Genomic DNA, 18,950 nt, shown 5'->3' on the forward strand with positions numbered 1-18,950 from the left:
ATCGGCGGCGCCCCGCGGGGCGCCGCCGATCACAGGTCAGAGGGCACGCCGCCGGTAGCCGGCGGCCTGCGCCTCGGTCTCGGTACAGAAGTAGTCGTCGACGAAGAAGTGCACCGTATAACCGGGATCGCCCGGAACCCAGTAGCTGTTGGCGGCCGCGAAGGTGGTGGCGATGATCGGCCGCCCGCCGCATTTCACGACGTAGAGGGGGTACCGGGCGAACGGGGCGATGCCGGGGATGAAGCACGCGACGGCGTAGACGGCCAGCAGCCCCACTGCCACCCGCCACCGACGGGACCGTCGCGTGCTCAAATCCGGCCTCCAACCGCTCAGTAGCGGACCATGCCGCGCTGATGGATCTGGCCCAGCCGCGTGGTGACGGCTCGCTGATAGGCCCGGTGCCCGGCGGCGTTGGGATGCATGGCCCCCTCCTTGTGGGACCAGCGTGCGGTGATCTGATTGATGTATTCGCCGTTCGTCGAACAGGCCTCGTGCCCGGCGAACTCACTGGAGAGCTCGGTGATGACCGGAATCGCCCCCGCTTCGGTGGCCGACTGCCGGATGACGCCGTTCATCCGGGTACCCAGGCGGCGGATCATCCGGCGTTCGGCGTCGCTGAGCCCGGCATCGAAGATCGCATTGCAGTTTCCCACTCCGGGCGGGGTCAGCAGCAGAGGATATCCGGCCACCACGATGTCCGCCCCGGGCGCGATCGCACGGATCTCGCGATACGTGTTCCGCAGCGTGACCGCGTAGTTGTCGATGGCCCTGTTGATGACGGCCTCCCGGCCGGTACAGGACGACGTCCCCAGGATGCAATCGGTGAGCTCGTCGGCGAAGCCGACGTCGTTGCCGCCGATCGTCAGGGTGATGAGTGTCGGACCCGGCTGGCCGATGCCCGGAAGCTGGCCGGACCGCATGTCCGGCACCTCGGCCCCGGTGCAGGCGAGGTGCCTGGCCATCGAGGACGCGTAGTTGAGGAGCAACGGCCACGCCAGGGGCGAACGCAGGCAGTCGCCGCCCGTCTCGTACCCGGCGCCGACACCCGCGGAGAACGAGTCCCCGAGGTGGTAGCGGCCGGAGTAGTGCACCTGTCCCCTGGTCCGGATCTCCAGAGGGGGCGACACCGGACCGAGCACGTCGCCGTTGGACGGGGTGACCCGCCAGCGGTACCACTTGCCGGCCCCGAGATAGCCGCCCTTGAAGGTGGTGCCGAGGACCGGCGTACTGATCTTGGTCCAGCCGGCGTTGGGGTTGGCGCTGATGTCGGCGTACTCGACCCAGTAGCCGGTGGCGTTCGGCGTGGCCGTCCACCACAGCTCGACCGACGAGGTGCTGGTCGCCGCCCCGTTCAGGATCGGGGCTCTGGTGAGCGTCACCGAGGGGCGGGTGGACACCGTGTTGCTGGCCCCGGACTCGTTGCGCTCATTGAACGCGGTGACCTTGAACTCGTAGATACGGCCGTTGACCAGGTTGCCGGGCGTGAACGTGCAGCACCTGGTGACCGGGATGGGCAGTTTGCGCCAGGAGCCCTTGGCCTCACGCTGGTACACCCAGTACCACACGTTCGCCGTGGGACTGGCGCTCCAGGACAGTGACACCTTGCCCGCCCCGCTGAACGCCGTCAGGTTCGACGGGGCCGTCGCGGCCGGGGGCAACGGAGTCGCCGACGCGACGCCGGACGGGTTCGCCGACACCCCCGCGACGTTGAAGGAGTACATCCGGAACTCGTACCTGGTGCCGTTGCCCAGGTAGCCGGCCGTGAAGCTGCAGCAGGTGGTCACCGGGGACTTGAGGCGCTTCCACTTACCGCCCTTGGAGCGCATCTCCACCCAGTAGTAGACGTTGACCGTGCTGCTCGCGGTCCAGTTCAGGACGACCTGACCATTCCCGGCGGTCGCCGTGAGCCCGGTCGGGGGCTGTGGGATCGGCGGGAACGGGCGTGCCGTGACCTTGTTCGACGCCGGACTGTCGCCGGCCGAGTTGGTCGCCGTCACGTAGAACTCGTAGAGATGGTCGTTGGTCAGGTAGCCGGCGATCATCGTGGTGCCGCTGACCGGCAGGTCGAGCTTGCGGAAGGACGAGTTCGCGGTGACGTCCCGCATCCAGACGTTGTAGAGCACGCCGGCGGTGCTGCTCGCGGTCCACCTGAGCGTCACCTTCGCGTCCCCCGCGGTGGCGGTCAGGCCGCCGGCCGGGTTCGGCAGGGCGCTGAGGACGTTCACCCGGATGGTGCCGGAGAACGCGCCCTCACCGGCCGAGTTGGCCGCGGTCACCTTGAATTCGTACTGCGAGCCGCCCGCCAGGTAACCGAGCGAGGCGTACGGCGTGCTCACCGGGTACTCGCTGCGGGAGAACGTGGTCTGCCCGGTCGTGACGTTGCGCCAGTAGGCGTAGTAGTAGAGGTTCGGCGCGGGCGGCGTCCACGTCAGGTCGACGTTGCCGGGCCCGGAGGAGACGCCCTGGAGACCGGTCGGCGCTCCGGGCCGCTGCACCGTGGACGTCGCCGCCACGGTCGCCGACACCGGCCCGGACCCGGCCCCGACCGGGCTGACCGCGAGAACCCGGTAGTGGTAGATGTGGCCGGTGGTGAGGTATCCGGCGGTCATCGAGCAGCACACGGTCACCGGCAGGGCGAGCTGTTTGAAAACGGTCTCGCCGGCGGTCACGTCCTTCGTCTGGACGTAGTACCACAAGTCCGGGCCCTGCGAGGTCCACGCGAGCTGGATGTCACCGTTACCCAGGGGCGTGGCGGTGAGCCCGGTGACCTGTCCCGGCGGGGGCGGCAGGGGCTTGACCGTGGCCGCGTTCGAGAACCCGGACTCGCCGCCGCCACCGTCGATGGCCGCTACCCGGAACTCGTAGGTGTCGCCGTTGGTCAGGAGACCGGCCCGCATCGTGCAGCAGGTGGTGACCGGATCGGGCAGCCGGGTGAACCCGGGCTCCTCGTCCGAGACGTTCCGCATCTCGACGACGTACCAGACGTTCGGGTTCTCCGCGCCGGTCCAGGACAGGTCCGCCGCGCCGTCGTCGGCGGTGACGGTCAGGTTGATCGGCGCGGACGGCGGCGCGAGCGTGGCGGTGGCCTCTACGACCGGGCTGGTGTCGCTCTCGCCGAGCCGGTTGACCGCTCCGATCTTGTACTCGTACTCGTGGTTCGGCACCAGGTAGCCGGCCGTCATCTCGGAGCCGGCGGTGACGGGGAGTTCGAGGCGGGTGAACTCCGGCTCCTCCGCGGTGACGTCGCGCTGGTAGACGTAGAACCAGTCGTCCTCGGCGGCGTGGTCCCAGTTCAGGTGGATCGTGCCGTCACTCAGCGGTCCGGCGGTCACGCCGCTCGGCGCGTCGGGGACCTCGAGGGCCACATCGACGCGGGCGGTCTCCGAGGTGTCGGACTCGCCGGCGGTGTTGGACGCCGTCACGGCGAACTCGTACTGGTGGGCGTCGTCGAGCGCCTCGACGGCCAGTTCGGTCTGCCCGGCCTCGACCGTGTCCACCGGCAGCAGGGTGGTCTCCCCGGCGGTGATGTCACGCATCGCGACGTCGTACTCCTCGGCGCCGGCCACCGGCTCCCAGGAGACGGTCGCCGTACCGATCTTGTCGGCCTCGGCGCTGACCTCCTCGGGGGCCGGCGGCTCCAGCACCCGCACCGCCGTGGTGATCACCGCGCTGGCGGCGCCCTCGCCCCCGGCGCCGGCCGCGGTCACCTTGAACTCGTAGGTGTGCTGGTCGATCAGGCGGTCCGGGGTCATGCTCGTCCCGGTGACGGCGGAGACCTCGCGGGCGAAGTGTGTCTGGCCGGCCGTGAGGTCGCGCCGGTGGACCCAGTAGCTCAGACCCGATCCGGAGGGAGCCGTCCAGCCGAGGGTGACGCGGCCCTCGGCGTCCGCGGTCGCGGCCAGGCCGGTGGGAGCGGCCGGCACGTCGCCGGGCGCCGGCCGCGGCCAGTCCACCTCGACGAAGCGCGGGCGCCCGTTGCGGACGTCGGCGTACACGTCGTCGGGGTGGAAGCCGCCGACGGCGTACGACATCAGCAGCTTGCCGGCGCGGGCGAGGTCCGGATGAAGGCGCGCGCCGGAGACGTGGAGCAGATTCTCGCCGGCCGTCGGCTCCGGGGCCTGGTGCAGCGGGATGGGGCCGGTGAACGGCCCGGCCGGTGACGTCGCGGTGTAGGCGACGAACCACGGGTCGAACGGCAGGTGGCTGTCCCCGGTCACGACGACGTACTGGTCACCGTGCCGCAGTGTTCCGAAGGCCGACTGCACGCCGCTGAGCAGGCGCACCGACGCCGACTCCTGCGACGACCATCCGGAACCGGTCCAGAACTGCCACGCTCCGCCGATGTTCCCGGCGGGTACCCGGGCGAGATGCGCGAACTGGATGTCGCTGTCGTCGCCGCCCTCGGTGCCGTAGATGTACGTGTGGTCGCCGTCGGGGAGGATCGACGCCCCCCAGGCGATGTCCCCGCCCAGCGACAGCGGCGCGACGTCGGCGACGGTGAGGTCCGGAAGCGAGAAGGTGACCAGGGCGGTGCCGACATGCTCGAAGTCGAGCGGGCCCTCGCCGGTCTGCTTCTTCCGCTGGTAGACGGCCTTGACGGTGTCGCCCTCCACCACGGCGTCGCCGATCCGGTAGAACTCGTCCGCGGCCGGGGCCGGGATCAGGGACTCCGGCGCTCCGGCGGCGCCGCCGGTCAGCGTCTCCACGAGGGCCGAGCCGTCCTGCACCACCGCCGTGTTCTTGACCAGCGGGGTCTCGGCCGGCACCGACCAGTCCTCGGCGACCGGCCCGATCAGGGTCTCGGAGAAGAGCCACAGGATCCGGTTGTCCGGCAGGAGCACCGACGCCGTCCCGTCACCGGCGGCCCACTTCTCGTCGCCCGCCGAGTATCCGGCGAACATCGCCTCCACCGAGGCTCCGGACATGCCGCCGGACGGTGGGGCGGCCAGCGCCGGTGCGGCCCGTGTTCCGGTCACCGCGGTGACCGCCAGAAGGGACATGACAACCGGCGTGACCATCCACCTCCGGAACCCTCCGCCCCTGCTCAGAGGGCCCTGCTCAGCTAAGTACATCAATTGCTCCCCGTTAAGATCATCAATTGGTTCCCCGACTTTGCACGATGGGGCACCCGCAGAGAAGAGAGATCATCAGGGCGTGCATGAAGTGACGTGGATGGATCAATGCCACTATTGATCATCGATGTGATCGAAGGCGCTCGTCATCGGCCCGACCCGAACATGCCGTCGGCGCCCCTCCGTGGCGCCGGGCGATTTCCGGCCCGGCCTTCTCACATACGGCGCGACGCGCCCGATGAACGAACAGATCCGCAGGGACCAGCCGTCCCGAGTCTGGACCTGAGGTTTCCTCACCAGTAACCTGCACGAGCCGACACAGCGCCGAAACAACGGCGCCTGGCGATTGCGAGGCGAAATGACCGATTCCCCGAACACCGCGAGCGTGGACGTCTGCGTGGTCGGCGGCTGTGGCCGGGTGGGCCTGCCGCTGGGCATCGCACTCGCCTCGCGAGGGCTGTCCGTGCTGCTCTACGACATCGACGCGGCCGCCGTCGAGCGGGTCAACGCGGGCGTCATGCCGTTCGACGAGGAGGGCGCGGCCGCTCCCCTCGCCGAGGCGCTGGCGGCCGGCCGGCTCCGGGCCAGCACCGCACCGGAGAGCGTGGGGCGCGCCGACGCTCTGGTCGTCGTGGTCGGCACACCGGTCGACGAGCACCTCAACCCGGACCTGGGCGCGGTGCCGCGGGCGATCGAGCGGTGCGTCGAGCACCTGCGCGACGGCCAGCTCATCGTGCTGCGCAGCACCGTCTACCCGGGCGTGACCGCGCTGACCGAGAAGCTGCTGATCAGCCGCGGCCTCTCCGTCGACGTGGCGTTCTGCCCGGAACGGATCGCCGAGGGCCGGGCGATGACCGAACTGTTCACGCTGCCGCAGATCGTCGCCGCGCGTACCCCGCAGGCTCTTGATCGTGCCGAGAAGCTCTTCCGGAACCTCACCGACTCGATCGTGCCGCTCGAGCCCGAGGAGGCCGAGCTGGCGAAGTTGTTCACCAACACCTGGCGCTACCTGAAGTTCGCGGCGGCCAACCAGTTCTGGATGATGGCCAACGACTTCGGGCTCGACTTCGCGCGGATCAGGCACGCCGTGTCGTTCGACTACCCGCGCGCCGCCGACCTGCCGATGCCCGGGTTCGCGGCCGGGCCGTGCCTGCTCAAGGACACCATGCAGCTGGCCGCGTTCAACCGGAACAACTTCGTGCTCGGCCACTCGGCCATGCTGATCAACGAGGGCCTGCCGCTCTACCTGGTGTCGCGGCTGGAGGACCGGTTCGACCTCGGTGAACTGAGCGTCGGCATCCTCGGCATGGCGTTCAAGGGCGGCAGCGACGACTCGCGCGACAGTCTGGCGTACAAGCTGCGGAAGATCCTCACGCTCAAGGCGCGGGAGACGCTCTGCACCGACCCGTACATCCGGGACGACCGGTTCCTTCCGCTCGACGAGGTCCTCGAACGGGCCGATCTCCTGGTGATCGCTTCGCCGCACCCGGACTACGCCGGCCTGAAGACCGACAAGCCGGTCATCGACATGTGGGGACTGACCGGGCAGGGGGTGCTGGTGTGACACCACGCGTCTCGGTGGTCATCCCGGTCTACAACGAGGGGCCGGAGGTGGTCCGCCACCTGGAGCGGATCCTGCGCGAGGTACTGCTGCCGGCCGAGATACTGGTCGTGCACGACATGCCCGAGGACACCACGGTGCCGTTCGTGCACGAGCTGGCCCGGACCGATCCGCGGGTGCGGGCCGTACTGAACACGTACGGCCGGGGCCCGGCCAACGCCATCCGGTTCGGCATCGACGCGGCACGCGCCCCGGTGGCGGTGGTGACGATGGCCGACGGCTGCGACGACCCGCGGCAGATCGACGACCTGGCCCGGCTGGTCGACCGCGGCGTGGTGGTCGCGGCGGCGTCCCGCTACATGCCCGGCGGGCAGCAGGTGGGCGGGCCGCGGTTCAAGCGGATGGCGTCGCGGTGGGCCGGGAAGACCCTGAGCATCTTCGCCCGGGTCGGCACCCGGGACGCCACGAACAGCTTCAAGGCGTACGACACCGACTTCGTCCGCGAGGTCGGCATCGAGTCGAACACCGGTTTCGAGATCGGCATCGAGCTGACCGCGAAGGCGACCCGCCTGCGCCGCCCGGTGGCCGAGCTCCCCACGATCTGGCTCGACCGGCAGCTCGGGGAATCACACTTCGACGTGGGCCGGTTCATGCCGAGTTACCTGCGCTGGTACTTTTTCGCGTTCGGCCGGCGCATGTCGGACGAGCAGATGGCCGCCCGCTGGGCGGACAAGAGGCCCACCCCGGCACCGTCCGGGGACCGTGACAGGGAGGAAACGCCCGCATGAAGGTTCTGGTCACCGGTTCAGCCGGTTTCATCGGCGGATATCTGGTCGAGGAACTGCTGGGCCGCGGGCACGAGGTCGTCGGGCTCGACAACTTCTCGAAGTACGGGCCTGTGTCGCACAGCTACGACGACCACCCCAACTACCGGTTCACCGAGGGCGACGCCCGGGACACCGAGCTGGTCACGAGGCTGCTGGAGGGCTGCGACCACTTCGTCGCCGGGGCCGCCATGATCGGCGGGATCTCCTACTTCCACGCGTACGCGTACGATCTGCTCGCCACCAACGAGCGGATCATGGCGGCCTCCTGCGACGCGGCGATCAAGGCGCACCAGGCCGGGACACTGAAGAAGATGACGTACGTGTCGTCGTCGATGGTCTTCGAGTCCACCGACCGCTGGCCCAGCCGCGAGGGCGACCAGCACGAGGTGCCGCCGCCCAAGTCGTCCTACGGTTTCCAGAAGCTGGCCGTGGAGTACTACGCCCGCGCCGCCTGGGACCAGTACAAGCTGCCGTACACGATCGTGCGGCCGTTCAACTGCGTCGGCATCGGCGAGGGCCGGGCGCTCGGCTCCACCGAGGTGATGTCCGGCAACGTCAAGCTGGCCATGTCGCACGTCGTCCCGGACCTGGTGCAGAAGGTGCTGAAGGGTCAGGACCCGCTGCACATCCTGGGCGCCGGCGACCAGGTGCGGCACTACACCTACGGCGGGGACCTGGCCCGCGGCATCGCCACCGCGATCGAGCACGAGGCCGCCCTCAACGAGGACTTCAACCTCTCGACCGCCGAGTCGACCACCGTGCTCCAGCTGGCCGAGGTGATCTGGCGCAAGATCAAAGGCACGGACACCCCTTTCCGGTACGTCAGTGACGAGCCGTACGCGCACGATGTCGCGATGCGCGTACCGGACGTCGCGAAGTCCCGCGAGGTGCTCGGCTTCAGCGCCGACACCAGCCTCGACACGATGCTGGACGAGGTGATCCCGTGGATCAGGCAGGCGGTCGAGGACGGGCGGCTGTAGCGACTCCGGCCGGAAACGCGGCCCGGCGGATCGGCGCCGGGGCGGCCGCGGTCGCGATCGCCAGCGCGGTCGCCAGCGCTCTGGGCTACCTCGTCCCGGTGCTCGGCGCCCGTACCCTCGAAGCCTCTGACCTGGGCGCGCTCGCGACCGTGCTGGCCATCGCCGGCATCGCGGCCGTGCCCAGCATGGGCCTGCAGATCGCGGTGGCCGTGCACCGGGCCCGGCAGCCCGGCGCGGGAGCCCAGCGGGCCGGATGGCTGACCGCGGCCGTGTGCACCGCACTGGTCGCCCTGCTGGCCCCGGTGGCCGGCCCGCTGCTCGACGTGCCGGTCACGGTGATCCTGCTGCTGGCCGTCTACACCGGCGCGATCGTGGCGGCCGGTCGCTGGCTCGGTGAGCTCCAGGGCGACGAGCGGTTCCTGCTCCTCGCCCTGGGCATGGCCGTACAGGCCGTCGGCCGGTACGGCGGCCTGAGCGCCGGGCTGCTGCTGGGCGCCGGGCTGACCGGGTCGATGCTGATCGGCACCGCCACCGCCATGCTGATCCCGGTCGCGCTGATCCTGCTGACCCGCTCCTCCGCGGGTACGCCCACCGGGCTCGGCATCACCGCGAGGCAGGTCTTCACCGCCTGTTCGGCCACCCTCGCGATGCTCGTGGTCTCCTACGCCGACCTGCTGCTGGCCCGCGCGCTGCTGCCGGCCGCCGCCTCGGGCGCGTACGCGGTCGGCACGGTCCTCACCAAGGGCGCGATCTGGGCGCCCCAGGTGGTCACCGTGCTCGCGCTCCCCCGGCTCGCGCACGGCAGCAGGCGCGCCCTGCTCGTCGCGGTCGGGCTGGTCACCGCGTCCGGCGCCGTCCTGGTGACCGCGTCCGCGCTGGCCGGTGGGCTGGCGTTCGGGGCGGCCGGCGGCCCGGACTACGCCGGACTGGGCCGGTACGCGCCGGTCTTCGCCGCCACCGGCGCCCTCTACGCGCTGGTGTTCGTGCTGGTCAACGCACAGGTGGCGGCCGGATCACGATGGCCTTCGGCGCCCATGTGGGCGGGCTGCGCGGTGCTGGTCGCGGCCACCACCGTGGTGCCGCACACATTCACCGCGATCATGTGGTGTGCCACCGGAACCGCCCTCCTGGTGCTCGTGGCTACCGCGTTGATGCCCAACGTCGCGCGGCGGCACGGGTTGCGGCCGTCTCCCCCGTCCGGAACAAAGGTTCCCGAGTCGGATTAAGCCGTCCAGTCGGTATTAGTCGTGCGGTGTCCTTTCACGTCGCAATCGACCCGTGTGCGTGGCTACCTTCCTGAGCACCTCGGCAGAAGGAGCACACATGGCTGACAGCAACATCGACCGGCGCACCCTGCTCGCCGGCACCGCGGCGGGCGCGGTCGCGGCGACCGTGGGCACCACCGGCGTCGCGGCGACGGCCGCGGCAGCCGCGCCGGCCGTCGCGCCCGGCGCTCCCGCCGCGCCGAACGACTGGAAACACGCGAGCGCCGGCACCCGGGGCAGCGAGATCGCGGTCAAGGCCGGCCGCGACAAAGAGGGCCGCTTCGGCATCATGTTCAAGAACACCGAGGCGTACGCTCCGCCGGAGGACCTGCTGCGGAGCCTCGCCGCGCAGATGGGCGAGCCCACCACACCGAACCCGACCGACCTGGACAACCCGCGCATCCCCGCCGGGTTCACCTTCCTCGGCCAGTTCATCGACCACGACATGACGCTGGACCGGACCCCGCTGGCGGAGGCGCAGGCCGACCCGCTGGCGCTCACCAACTTCGACACCCCGGTGTTCGACCTCGGCTCGCTCTACGGCCGGGGCCCGGCCCAGGACCCCGATCTGTACGAGGCCGACGGTCTCCAGATGAAGATCGTCCGCAACGCCAACGGCGTCGACGACCTGCCCCGCCGGACCGACGGCAGCGCCATCCTCGGCGACGCCCGCAACGACGAGAACCTGATCGTCGCCCAGCTCCACCTGGCCTTCGCCAAGTTCCACAACCGGGTCCTGTCCGAGGGACTGGCCACCAGCCTGGCCGAGGCGCAGCGGATCACCCGCTGGCACTTCCAGTGGGTCATCATCCACGACTTCCTCGACAAGGTCGCCGGCTCCGAGGTGGTCGGCCGCTACCTCAACAACAAGGGCCAGGTCAAGCGGGAGTTCTACAAGCCGAAGAACCCCAACCGGCCGATGATGCCGATCGAGTACTCGGTCGCGGCGTACCGCTTCGGGCACAGCATGATCCGGGCCGGGTACCTGCTCAACAACCGTGCCGGCGTCTCGGCGGCCGCGATCTTCGGCCAGCCGGGCGCCGACCTGCGCGGCAACCGTCCGCTGCCGGCCCGCCTCGAGATCGACTGGTGGCACTTCTTCGACGTGCCCGGCCGGCCCGCCGCCCCGCGCAACGCGGCCCGCCGGATCGACGGCAAGATCTCCCTGCCGCTGTTCAACATGCCGACCACCGTGGTGGACGACGGCACCCCGTCGCTCGCCGAGCGCAACCTGATCCGCGGCGTCCGGCTCGGCCTGCCCGCCGGCCAGGACGTCGCCGCGCGGATGGGCGTCACCCCGCTCACCAACGCCCAGCTCGGCCTGCCCGACCCGGACAACGCCGGCTGGCAGGGCAAGGCCCCGCTCTGGTTCTACATCCTCAAGGAGGCCGAGCTCACCCACGCGGGCGAGCGGCTCGGCCCGGTCGGCGGCCGGATCGTCACCGAGGTCATCCTCGGCATCCTGGAGGCCGACAAGGAGGGCTTCCTCAAGCGGAAGGCGGACTTCCGGCCGACCACGCCGATCGCCCCGGCCACCGGCCAGTTCAAGGCCGGCGACTTCCTCAAGTTCGCACTGAACCTCTGACCCTCGCGCACTGAACCTCTGACCCTCGCGCACTGAACCTCTGACCCTCGCGCACTGAACCTCTGACCCTCGCGCACGGGACCGCACGCCTCGGCGCGCGGTCCCGTGCGCCGGTTCCCTAGGGTGATCACATGGGACCCGGTTTGAATTCCAGGAAGGCGCGAGGCGCGCTGCGCACATCGGCGAGCATCTCACTCCAGATGCTGCTGGTCCTGCTCGCCACCTGGGTGACGCTCTGGCTGCTCGGCAAGGCCTGGCCGGTGATCTGGCCGGTGGTCATCGCCCTGCTGCTCACCACGCTGACCTGGCCCCCGGTCCGGTTCCTGCGCCGGCACAAGTGGCCGCCCGCGCTCGCCGCCACCCTGGTCATGCTGCTCTTCCTGGTCGTCGCGATCGGCACGCTGGTCGGCATCGCGGTGCCGGTCGGCGCCAAGTCCGGCGAACTGGCCGACCAGGTCGTCGCCGGCATCGCCGAACTGCGCGACTGGGCCGCCGGGCCACCGCTGAACATCAGCGACGACCAGGCCAACGAGTACCTGAACACCGCGGTCGACAAACTCCAGGCGAGCGTCGGCAGCATCGCCACGGCCACCCTGAACGGCGTCGGCTCGTTCTTCAACGGCCTGGTCAACACGATCATCGCGCTGTTCCTGATGTTCTTCTTCCTCAAGGACGGGCCGCGCTTCCTGCCCTGGCTCAGCCGCCAGTTGCCGGGCCGGCTCGCCACCGACGTACCCGCCGTCGCCGGCCGCAGCTGGGACGCGCTCGGCTCGTTCGTCCGCTCGCAGGCGCTGGTCGGCATGATCGACGCGGTGCTGATCGGCATCGGACTGTTCGTCCTCGGGGTGGACCTGTGGCTGCCCCTGGCCGTGCTCACCTTCGTGACCGCGTTCGTGCCGATCGTCGGCGCGCTCTTCGCCGGCTTCGTCGCGGTGGTCATCACCTTCGTCACCAACGGCGGGACCGACGCGCTCATCGTGCTGGCCATCATCGTCGCGGTGCAGCAACTGGAGGGCAACGTCCTCCAGCCCATGGTGCAGAGCCGCGGGCTCGGCCTGCACGCCGGGGTGGTGCTGCTCGCGGTCACCCTGGGCAGCAGCCTCTACGGGATCGTCGGGGCGCTGCTCGCCGTACCGGTCGCCGCCATGCTCGCGGTGTTCTGGAACTACCTGCGGGAACAACTCGCCGACCGGCCCGCCGTCGTCCCCGAGCCACGAACAGCAGAATCGGCAACCGTCGATTAACTAGGCGCCGCGGGCTAGAGTGTGGCCCGTGAGGGCCAGGTGAGCGCCGTGGCGCGACAGGAGACCGTCCTCGCCGACGACACCCGGCTCCGCGACCGGCTCGTCTTCGGCGACGAGGACGCCTTCGGTGAGCTGTACGAACGGTTCAGCGCGCTCGTCTACACCGTCGCCGTCCGGGTCACCCGGGACGAGCGCGCCGCCGAGGACGTCACCCAGGAGGTCTTCCTCTCCGTCTGGCAGCGCCCGCTCGCCTTCGACCCGGCCAAGGGCAGCCTGCGCGGATGGCTCGCCATGCTCGCCCACCGGCGGGCCGTCGACCTGGTCCGGCGCGAGGAGACCCACCGGCGCTCCACCCAGGACGGCAAACTCAGCGCGGAGGCCCTCAGCCGCGGTGACCCGGTCGGCGACCAGGTCGAGGACGCCGACGCCACCCGGCGGCTCCGGCTCGCGCTCGGCACCCTGCCCGAACACCTGCACACCGTCATCTCCCTGGCCTACCTCCAGGGACGCACCTATCGTGAGGTCGCGGCCGAACTCGGCCTGCCCGAAGGCACCGCGAAATCCCGGCTCCGCGAAGGGTTACGGCGATTGACCGTGGCGTTGAGTGGAAATCACGCTCACGACCCGGAGGCACAATGACCGGCACTGATCGTCACGAGATCGTGGCCCCCCTCCTCGGGGCGTGGGCCCTCGACGCCTGCCCGCCCGGCGACGACGGCCTCGTCCGCGAACACCTCGACCACTGCGACATCTGCGCCGGCGAGGCACGCACCCTGCGCGAGACCGCGGCCGAGCTGGGTGGCACGCACCGGCGGCCCCCGGCCCGGCTCGCCGCCCGGTTGCGGTCCGCGGCGCCCGCCCGGCGGCGTCCGGCTCCCGCCGCTCCGGGGTGGGCGCAGCCGTACGCGGCCCAGGTGGCGGCCCTCGACCTGCTGCTCACCGGGCTCGACGACGACCACTGGGGGCGGATCGCGGCATACGGGGAGTGGAGCGTCCACGACCTGCTCGCCCACCTCACCGCCACCGACAGCCTGATCGCGGCCGCCCTCGGGGTCACCGTCGAACCGCCGCTGGCGCCCGGATCCGACCCGGAGTCCCGTACCCGCGAGGTGTTGAACTTCGCCCGGTCCCGCACCGCCGAGCAGGCGCGGCGCACCTGGCGCGCCCAGGCCGAAGCCCTGTGCGGCGCCCTGCTCGCCGGCCCCGCGCCGACCGGGACGATCGCCGTCGGCTGGGACATGCCGGTGCCGGACGCCCTGGTGGCGCGGGCCTTCGAGACCTGGATCCACAGTGAGGACATCGGCGGCGTCCTGGCCCGGCCCACCGTCGCGCCCCTGCCCGAACACCTCAACCCGATGGCCGACCTGGCCGTCCGGACCCTGCCGCTGGCCACCGCCACCCGGGTCACCGCGCCGGAGGGCCGCCACGTCCGGCTGAACCTCACCGGGCCCGGCGGCGGCACGTGGACCGTCCCGGTGACCCCGCCGGCGCCCGGTTCCACCCCGCCCGCGTCGCTCGTGCCGGACGCCGAGGTCACCGCCGACATCGTCGAGTTCTGCCGCCTGGTCGGCGACCGCCGCCGGCCGGACCAGCTCTCCGTCAGCATCACCGGCGACACCCGTCTCGGCCTGGAGTGGCTCGCCGCCGCCCCCGCCCTGGCCGTCCCCTGACACCCCGCCCCCGCTGGCTCTCAGCCCTGCCTCGGCAGCCGTGAAACATCTTCAGCCGGCCGCCAGAGCTGTATCGCGGGGCCTGAGACAGCACTGGGAGCCAGCTGGTTCGGGCGGGTGTGCACTGTGGGCCGACAGGGCTGCACCGTGGGCCAGCGGATCCTGGGTGGAGGGCCGATAGCTTTCGGTTCGTCATGGCTCTACAGGGACGGGCCGGGGAATGCGGGACGCTGCGGGAGTTCATCCGGGCGCTGCATGGGGGCCTCGGCGACGCGCTGGTGCTGGTGGGCGATCCGGGGTCGGGTAAGACCGCACTGCTGGAGGAGGCCGTCACCGGAGCCTCCGGCCTGCGGGTGATCCGGGTGACGGGGGTGGAGGCGGAGAGCGGCTTTCCCTATGCGGCGCTGCACCGGCTGCTGATCCCCGTGCTGCCTCTCGCCTCGACGTACCTGCCACCGGACGGTCTGCGGGCGTTGCATGCGGCGTTCGGGCTGGTTGATGATCCGCCCACCGGGCCGGAACCGGTCGTCCGGGCGGTCGCCGCACTACTCGGCGGCCTCGCTGTCGAAAGCCCGGTGCTCTGCTGCGCCGACGACGCCCACTGGTTCGACCGGGAGTCCCTTGCGGTGCTCGCCGCGGTCGCCCGCCGTCTGCCGGGCGCCGCCGTCGCCGTGATCCGGGACGGACGGACGGCGGCGCGGTGGGCTCAGGGCGGAAGGGCGGGGGTGGGACTGATTGTGGCGGCTCGGGAGATGCCCGCCGGGTGGGGGCGGTTCCCGGTGCTGGAGGTGGCGGGGCTGGGCGCCGCGGACGGGGCCGCCGTCCTGCGGTCGGTGGTGGCCGGGCCGCTGGATGCCCTGGTCGCGGCTCGTCTGGTGGCGGGGACCGGCGGGAATCCGCTGGCGCTGATCGACCTGGGGCGGGAGCTTTCCGCCGATCAGCTGGCCGGGGCGCAGTCGTTGCCCGATCCGCTGTCGGCCGGCAGCCGAATCGAGGAGTTCCACCTGCGCCGGGTCCGGGAACTGCCGGACGACACCCGGACCTGGCTGTTGATCGCCGCGGCCGAGCCCGGTGGGGACATCGCGCGGATCGCGGCGGCCGCCGACCGGCTCGGCATCGCTCCGGGGGCGCCCGGACCGGCGGTGGCCGCCGGCATACTGACACTCGGGGTGACCGCGGTGTTCCGGCGTCCCCTCGCCCGGTCGGCGATCTACAGCGGAGCGACCGGTGACCGGCGGCGGGCCGTTCATGCCGCCCTCGCCGCCGTGACCGGACCGGCCGACGACGCCGACCAGCAGGCCTGGCACCTGGCCGGATCCTGCGCGGGGCTCGACGAGACGGTGGCACGGGCTCTGGTCGGGGCCGCGGACCGGGCCGGCGAGCGGGGCGGATATGCGGCACGGGCGGCCTTCCTGACCCGGGCCGCGGAACTCACCCCGGGCGCCGGCCGCGCGGAACGGTTCCTCGACGCGGCCGAGGCCGCTCTGGTCGCGGGCGCGCCCCTACAGGCACGGCGGCTCGCCGACGCCGCCCTCGAGGCAAACACACCCTCACCGGTACGCCGACCCGCCCGCACCGTCCTGGAAGCGGGGTCGCCCCCGCCTGATCGGCAGCCCCGTGACGTCGCCCGTGACGGAGAGGTCGAGGGCTTACGAGCGCGGCAGGTTGTTGGTGGGCGGGCGATGCTCGTCGAAGCGGGGGCCGTGGTGATGTCGGGGCGCGCGGCGGCGTACGCGGAAGGGTCTCTGATCTGTCTGGAAGCCGCGCGCGCGATCGGGGAGAGTGAGCCGCGACTGGCTCGCGGAGCTCTGCTCGAAGCGGTGGAGCATCTGATCCGCGCCGGGAATGCGGGACCCGGCACCGGCCTCGCCGAGATCGCGGAGGCAGCGGCCCGACCGCCCAGCGGCAGAGGGACAGCGCGGGTGAGCGGGGCCGCCGAGGTTGACGGGGCGGCGGTGGTGGAGCAGCAGCTACGGGCGTTCGGCGCGCTGGTGGCGGAAGGATGCGCGGCGGCCGTGCCCGAGGTGCGGCGGGCGGTGGGGATGCTGCTGGCGCCGAACGTCCCGGACGACGTGGTGTTGCGGCGGCATCTGACCGCGGCGACGCTGTCGGCTCTGCTGTGGGATCCGGGTGCGGAGCGCGCGGTCTGGCGGCTGGTGGTGCGGACCGCGCGGCGGTCGGGGGCCCGGTTTCAGCTGGTGACGGGGCTGTACGGCTCGGCGGACGCGGCGGCGCGGCTCGGTGATGTGGCGGCGGTTCGGGAGTCGCTGGCGGAGGCGGAGCGGGTGTGTGCCGAGATCGGCGTCGACCCGCGCCCGGACCGGCTCGCCGAGGGGGCGGTGGCGCAGGCGCTCGGCCGGGGTGACTATCGGCGGGCTCGGGTTCTGGCCGGTCAGGTGGTCGCCGCGGACGTGCTCGGGGTGCATGGGCGGGTGCTGCCCGATCTGGTGGAGGCGGCCGTCCGCAGCGGTGATCCGGAGACGGCCGGTTCGGCGCTGGCGAGGTTCACCGGCTTGGCGGAGGCGGCGGGCACCGGCTGGGCGCTGGGTGTGCTGGCCTGGACGCGGGCGCTGGTCGCCGGGGCCGGGGAGGCCGAGCCGCTGTACCGGCGGGCGGTCGCGCTGCTGGCCGGCACCGGGGCCCGGGCGGATCTGGCGCGGGCGCATCTGCTCTACGGGGAGTGGCTGCGGCGGCGAAGGCGGCGCCGTGATGCCCGCGACGAGTTGCGCCGGGCGGCTTCGATGTTCGAGGCGCTGGGCGCACGAGGGTACGCCGAACGCGCGGCCCGGGAACTGGACGCGGCCGAGGGGACGGGCGGCGGCCTGACCCCGCAGGAGCTGACGATCGCGCGCCTGGCCGCGGCCGGCGCGACGAACGGGGAGATCGCCGCGCGGCTCTTTCTCAGCGCGAACACCGTCGACCACCATCTACGCAAGGTGTTCCGGAAACTGGACGTGACCTCCCGCCGTCGGCTGCCGCCCGTCTAGGTCAGGTGGCGGTCGAGGAAGGTCAGGCCCTCGTGGACGAGCGGGGCCAGGCCGGCGCCGACGAAGCAGTGGTCGGCGCCGGGCACGATGTGCAGTTCGGCGGGGGCGCCCACCGCGGTGAGGCGTTCGTGCAGCTCCCGGCTCTGGCCGACGGGCACCACCCGGTCCTGGTCGCCGTGCACGAGCAGCAGCGGCGGCGCGTCCGGGGAGACGTAGCTGACCGGGCTGGCGGCGGCCGACTCCTTCGGCATCTCCTGGACCGGGCCGCCGACGAGCCGGCTCTCCGGGGAGTCCGGGGCGTCGTGGTCCTGGAGGCCCCGCGGGTGGTTCTGGGCGGCCATGGTGAGCAGATTGCTGGGCGCGTACCAGAGGACGCCGGCCCGGACCGCGTCGGAGACACCGGGGTCGTGGTCGCCGACGGTGGGATCGTCGCCGGTGAGCGCGACGAGCGCGGCCAGGTGGCCACCCGCCGATTCGCCCCAGATCGCGAAGCGGCTCCGGTCGAGCCCCAGGTCGGCGGCGTTGCGGCTGAGCCAGCGGACGGCGGCTTTGACGTCGTGCAGCGGGGCCGGGAAGGTGGCTTCGGCGCTGAGCCGGTAGGTGACGCGGGCCAGCGCGTACCCGGCGGCGAGGATCCGGTCGCCGATCCGGGCCGGGGCGAGCTGGGGCCCGTCGTGCTTGTTGGTGCCGTAGCGCCACGCCCCGCCGTGCACCCAGATCACCAGCGGCAGCGGGCCGTCGACGAGCGGCCGGAACAGGTCGAGGGTGACCGGCCGGTAGCCGGGGTGCTCGGCGACGATCGCGTCGATCACCGGGGTCGGTTGCCGTAACACGAGATCCCCCTGCTCAGAATCGGGTTTCCCGGGGGCGGCACCGGGCGGTTCAGATCCGAGGTGCCCGCCTGCGGCCCGGGAAAACCAGCATGCCCGGAGAAACCGGCTCCGTGCGTCCTGCTGTCCGGTGTGCGACCGCGCCCGCGATGCGCTAAAGATGTTCTATGCGCCTCAACCGCAGACTGCTTCTGACCGGGGGCTCCGGTGTCCTCGGGGTGACCGTGCTGAACACCGTGACGGGCTGTTCCGGCGCCGATCCGGCGGGGACACCGTCGGCGGCCGCTCCACCGCCGGGCCTGGTCGGCGACTGGCGCCGGGTCGATCTCTCGTTCGTCTCGGTCTACCTGCTGGTCCGGGGCGGGGAGGTGGCCGTCGTGGACACCGGCACCCCGGGTTCGGAGGCGTCGGTGGAGGCCGGCCTGAAGGCGGCCGGCCTGGGGTGGGACTCGGTGCGGCACGTGATCCTCACCCACCAGCATCAGGACCACGCGGGCGGGCTCGCCGCGATCGCCCCGCTGGTCGGCGCCACCCTGTACGCCGGTGAGGCGGACGTGGCGGCGATCGACGCGGCGGGCGACACGCTGACCCCGCTCAAGGACGGCGACGAGGTGTTCGGCCTCCAGATCATCGGCACCCCGGGGCACACCCTGGGTCACGTGTCGATCTTCGAACCGGGGACCGGGGTGCTGGTGACCGGTGACGCGCTGCGCAACCAGAACGGGCTGGAGGGTTCCGCCCCGCAATACACGGCGGACGCCACCCAGGCCGCCGCGTCGGTGAAGAAGCTGGCCGGCCTGGAGGTGAAGGCGATCCTCCCCGGTCACGGGGAGCCGTTGACCACCGGGGCCAAAGAAGCGCTGCAGAAGCTCGCGGCGTCGCTCTGAGACTCGTTCAGCCATGACCGTTTCCGGCCGAAGAGGTTTTCG

At 71.8% G+C, this 18,950-nt stretch carries 13 protein-coding genes; 10 read left to right on the forward strand and 3 right to left on the reverse strand.

Annotation, left to right across the window (positions count from 1 at the left end):
• Nucleotides 1–36: 36 nt before the first annotated feature.
• Nucleotides 37–282, reverse strand: coding sequence for a hypothetical protein (locus KZ829_RS08740; RefSeq protein WP_220143345.1), 246 nt, complete (start codon nucleotides 280–282; stop codon nucleotides 37–39).
• Between the two features lie 47 nt (nucleotides 283–329).
• Nucleotides 330–5,000, reverse strand: coding sequence for a DUF5005 domain-containing protein (locus KZ829_RS08745; RefSeq protein ID WP_220143346.1), 4,671 nt, complete (start codon nucleotides 4,998–5,000; stop codon nucleotides 330–332).
• Nucleotides 5,001–5,430: 430 nt separating this feature from the next.
• Here KZ829_RS08745 and KZ829_RS08750 point away from each other — a divergent pair, with 430 nt between their 5' ends.
• The 9 genes from KZ829_RS08750 (at nucleotide 5,431) to KZ829_RS08790 (ending at nucleotide 17,191) form a co-directional block, all read left to right on the forward strand.
• A complete protein-coding gene (locus KZ829_RS08750; protein WP_220143347.1) occupies nucleotides 5,431–6,636 on the forward strand; it encodes a nucleotide sugar dehydrogenase in 1,206 nt (401 codons plus the stop codon).
• Entirely contained in the window at nucleotides 6,633–7,421 is a 789-nt protein-coding gene (locus KZ829_RS08755) for a glycosyltransferase family 2 protein (RefSeq protein WP_220143348.1), read from the forward strand. Before KZ829_RS08750 ends, KZ829_RS08755 begins: the two co-directional genes overlap by 4 nt.
• The gene (locus KZ829_RS08760) at nucleotides 7,418–8,440 is read left to right on the forward strand and encodes an NAD-dependent epimerase/dehydratase family protein (RefSeq protein ID WP_246635316.1); all 1,023 of its coding nucleotides are present in this window, start codon (nucleotides 7,418–7,420) and stop codon (nucleotides 8,438–8,440) included. Before KZ829_RS08755 ends, KZ829_RS08760 begins: the two co-directional genes overlap by 4 nt.
• Nucleotides 8,404–9,666 (forward strand): MATE family efflux transporter, encoded by a 1,263-nt coding sequence (locus KZ829_RS08765; protein ID WP_220143349.1) that lies wholly within the window; start codon nucleotides 8,404–8,406, stop codon nucleotides 9,664–9,666. Before KZ829_RS08760 ends, KZ829_RS08765 begins: the two co-directional genes overlap by 37 nt.
• 97 nt (nucleotides 9,667–9,763) lie before the next feature.
• A complete protein-coding gene (locus tag KZ829_RS08770) occupies nucleotides 9,764–11,290 on the forward strand; it encodes a peroxidase family protein (protein WP_220143350.1) in 1,527 nt (508 codons plus the stop codon).
• Nucleotides 11,291–11,421: 131 nt separating this feature from the next.
• Nucleotides 11,422–12,534, forward strand: a complete 1,113-nt coding sequence (locus KZ829_RS08775) for an AI-2E family transporter (protein ID WP_220143351.1) — start codon at nucleotides 11,422–11,424, stop codon at nucleotides 12,532–12,534.
• Between the two features lie 48 nt (nucleotides 12,535–12,582).
• A complete protein-coding gene (locus KZ829_RS08780) occupies nucleotides 12,583–13,173 on the forward strand; it encodes a sigma-70 family RNA polymerase sigma factor (protein WP_220143352.1) in 591 nt (196 codons plus the stop codon).
• On the forward strand, nucleotides 13,170–14,204 hold the full coding sequence (locus KZ829_RS08785; protein ID WP_220143353.1) for a maleylpyruvate isomerase family mycothiol-dependent enzyme: 1,035 nt from the start codon (nucleotides 13,170–13,172) through the stop codon (nucleotides 14,202–14,204). The genes KZ829_RS08780 and KZ829_RS08785 overlap by 4 nt, the downstream gene beginning before the upstream one ends.
• A gap of 194 nt (nucleotides 14,205–14,398) precedes the next feature.
• The gene (locus KZ829_RS08790; protein WP_220143354.1) at nucleotides 14,399–17,191 is read left to right on the forward strand and encodes a helix-turn-helix transcriptional regulator; all 2,793 of its coding nucleotides are present in this window, start codon (nucleotides 14,399–14,401) and stop codon (nucleotides 17,189–17,191) included.
• Here the strand turns inward: KZ829_RS08790 and KZ829_RS08795 are convergent.
• On the reverse strand, nucleotides 17,188–18,024 hold the full coding sequence (locus KZ829_RS08795; protein WP_220143355.1) for an alpha/beta hydrolase: 837 nt from the start codon (nucleotides 18,022–18,024) through the stop codon (nucleotides 17,188–17,190). The genes KZ829_RS08790 and KZ829_RS08795 overlap by 4 nt on opposite strands.
• A gap of 164 nt (nucleotides 18,025–18,188) precedes the next feature.
• On the opposite strand from KZ829_RS08795, the gene KZ829_RS08800 reads away from it, so the two are divergent.
• Nucleotides 18,189–18,908: an MBL fold metallo-hydrolase gene (locus tag KZ829_RS08800; RefSeq protein WP_220143356.1), complete on the forward strand. Its 720-nt coding sequence runs from the start codon at nucleotides 18,189–18,191 to the stop codon at nucleotides 18,906–18,908.
• Nucleotides 18,909–18,950: the final 42 nt, after the last annotated feature.

The sequence above is a fragment of the Actinoplanes hulinensis genome (assembly GCF_019429605.1).
GTDB lineage: Bacteria > Actinomycetota > Actinomycetes > Mycobacteriales > Micromonosporaceae > Actinoplanes > Actinoplanes campanulatus.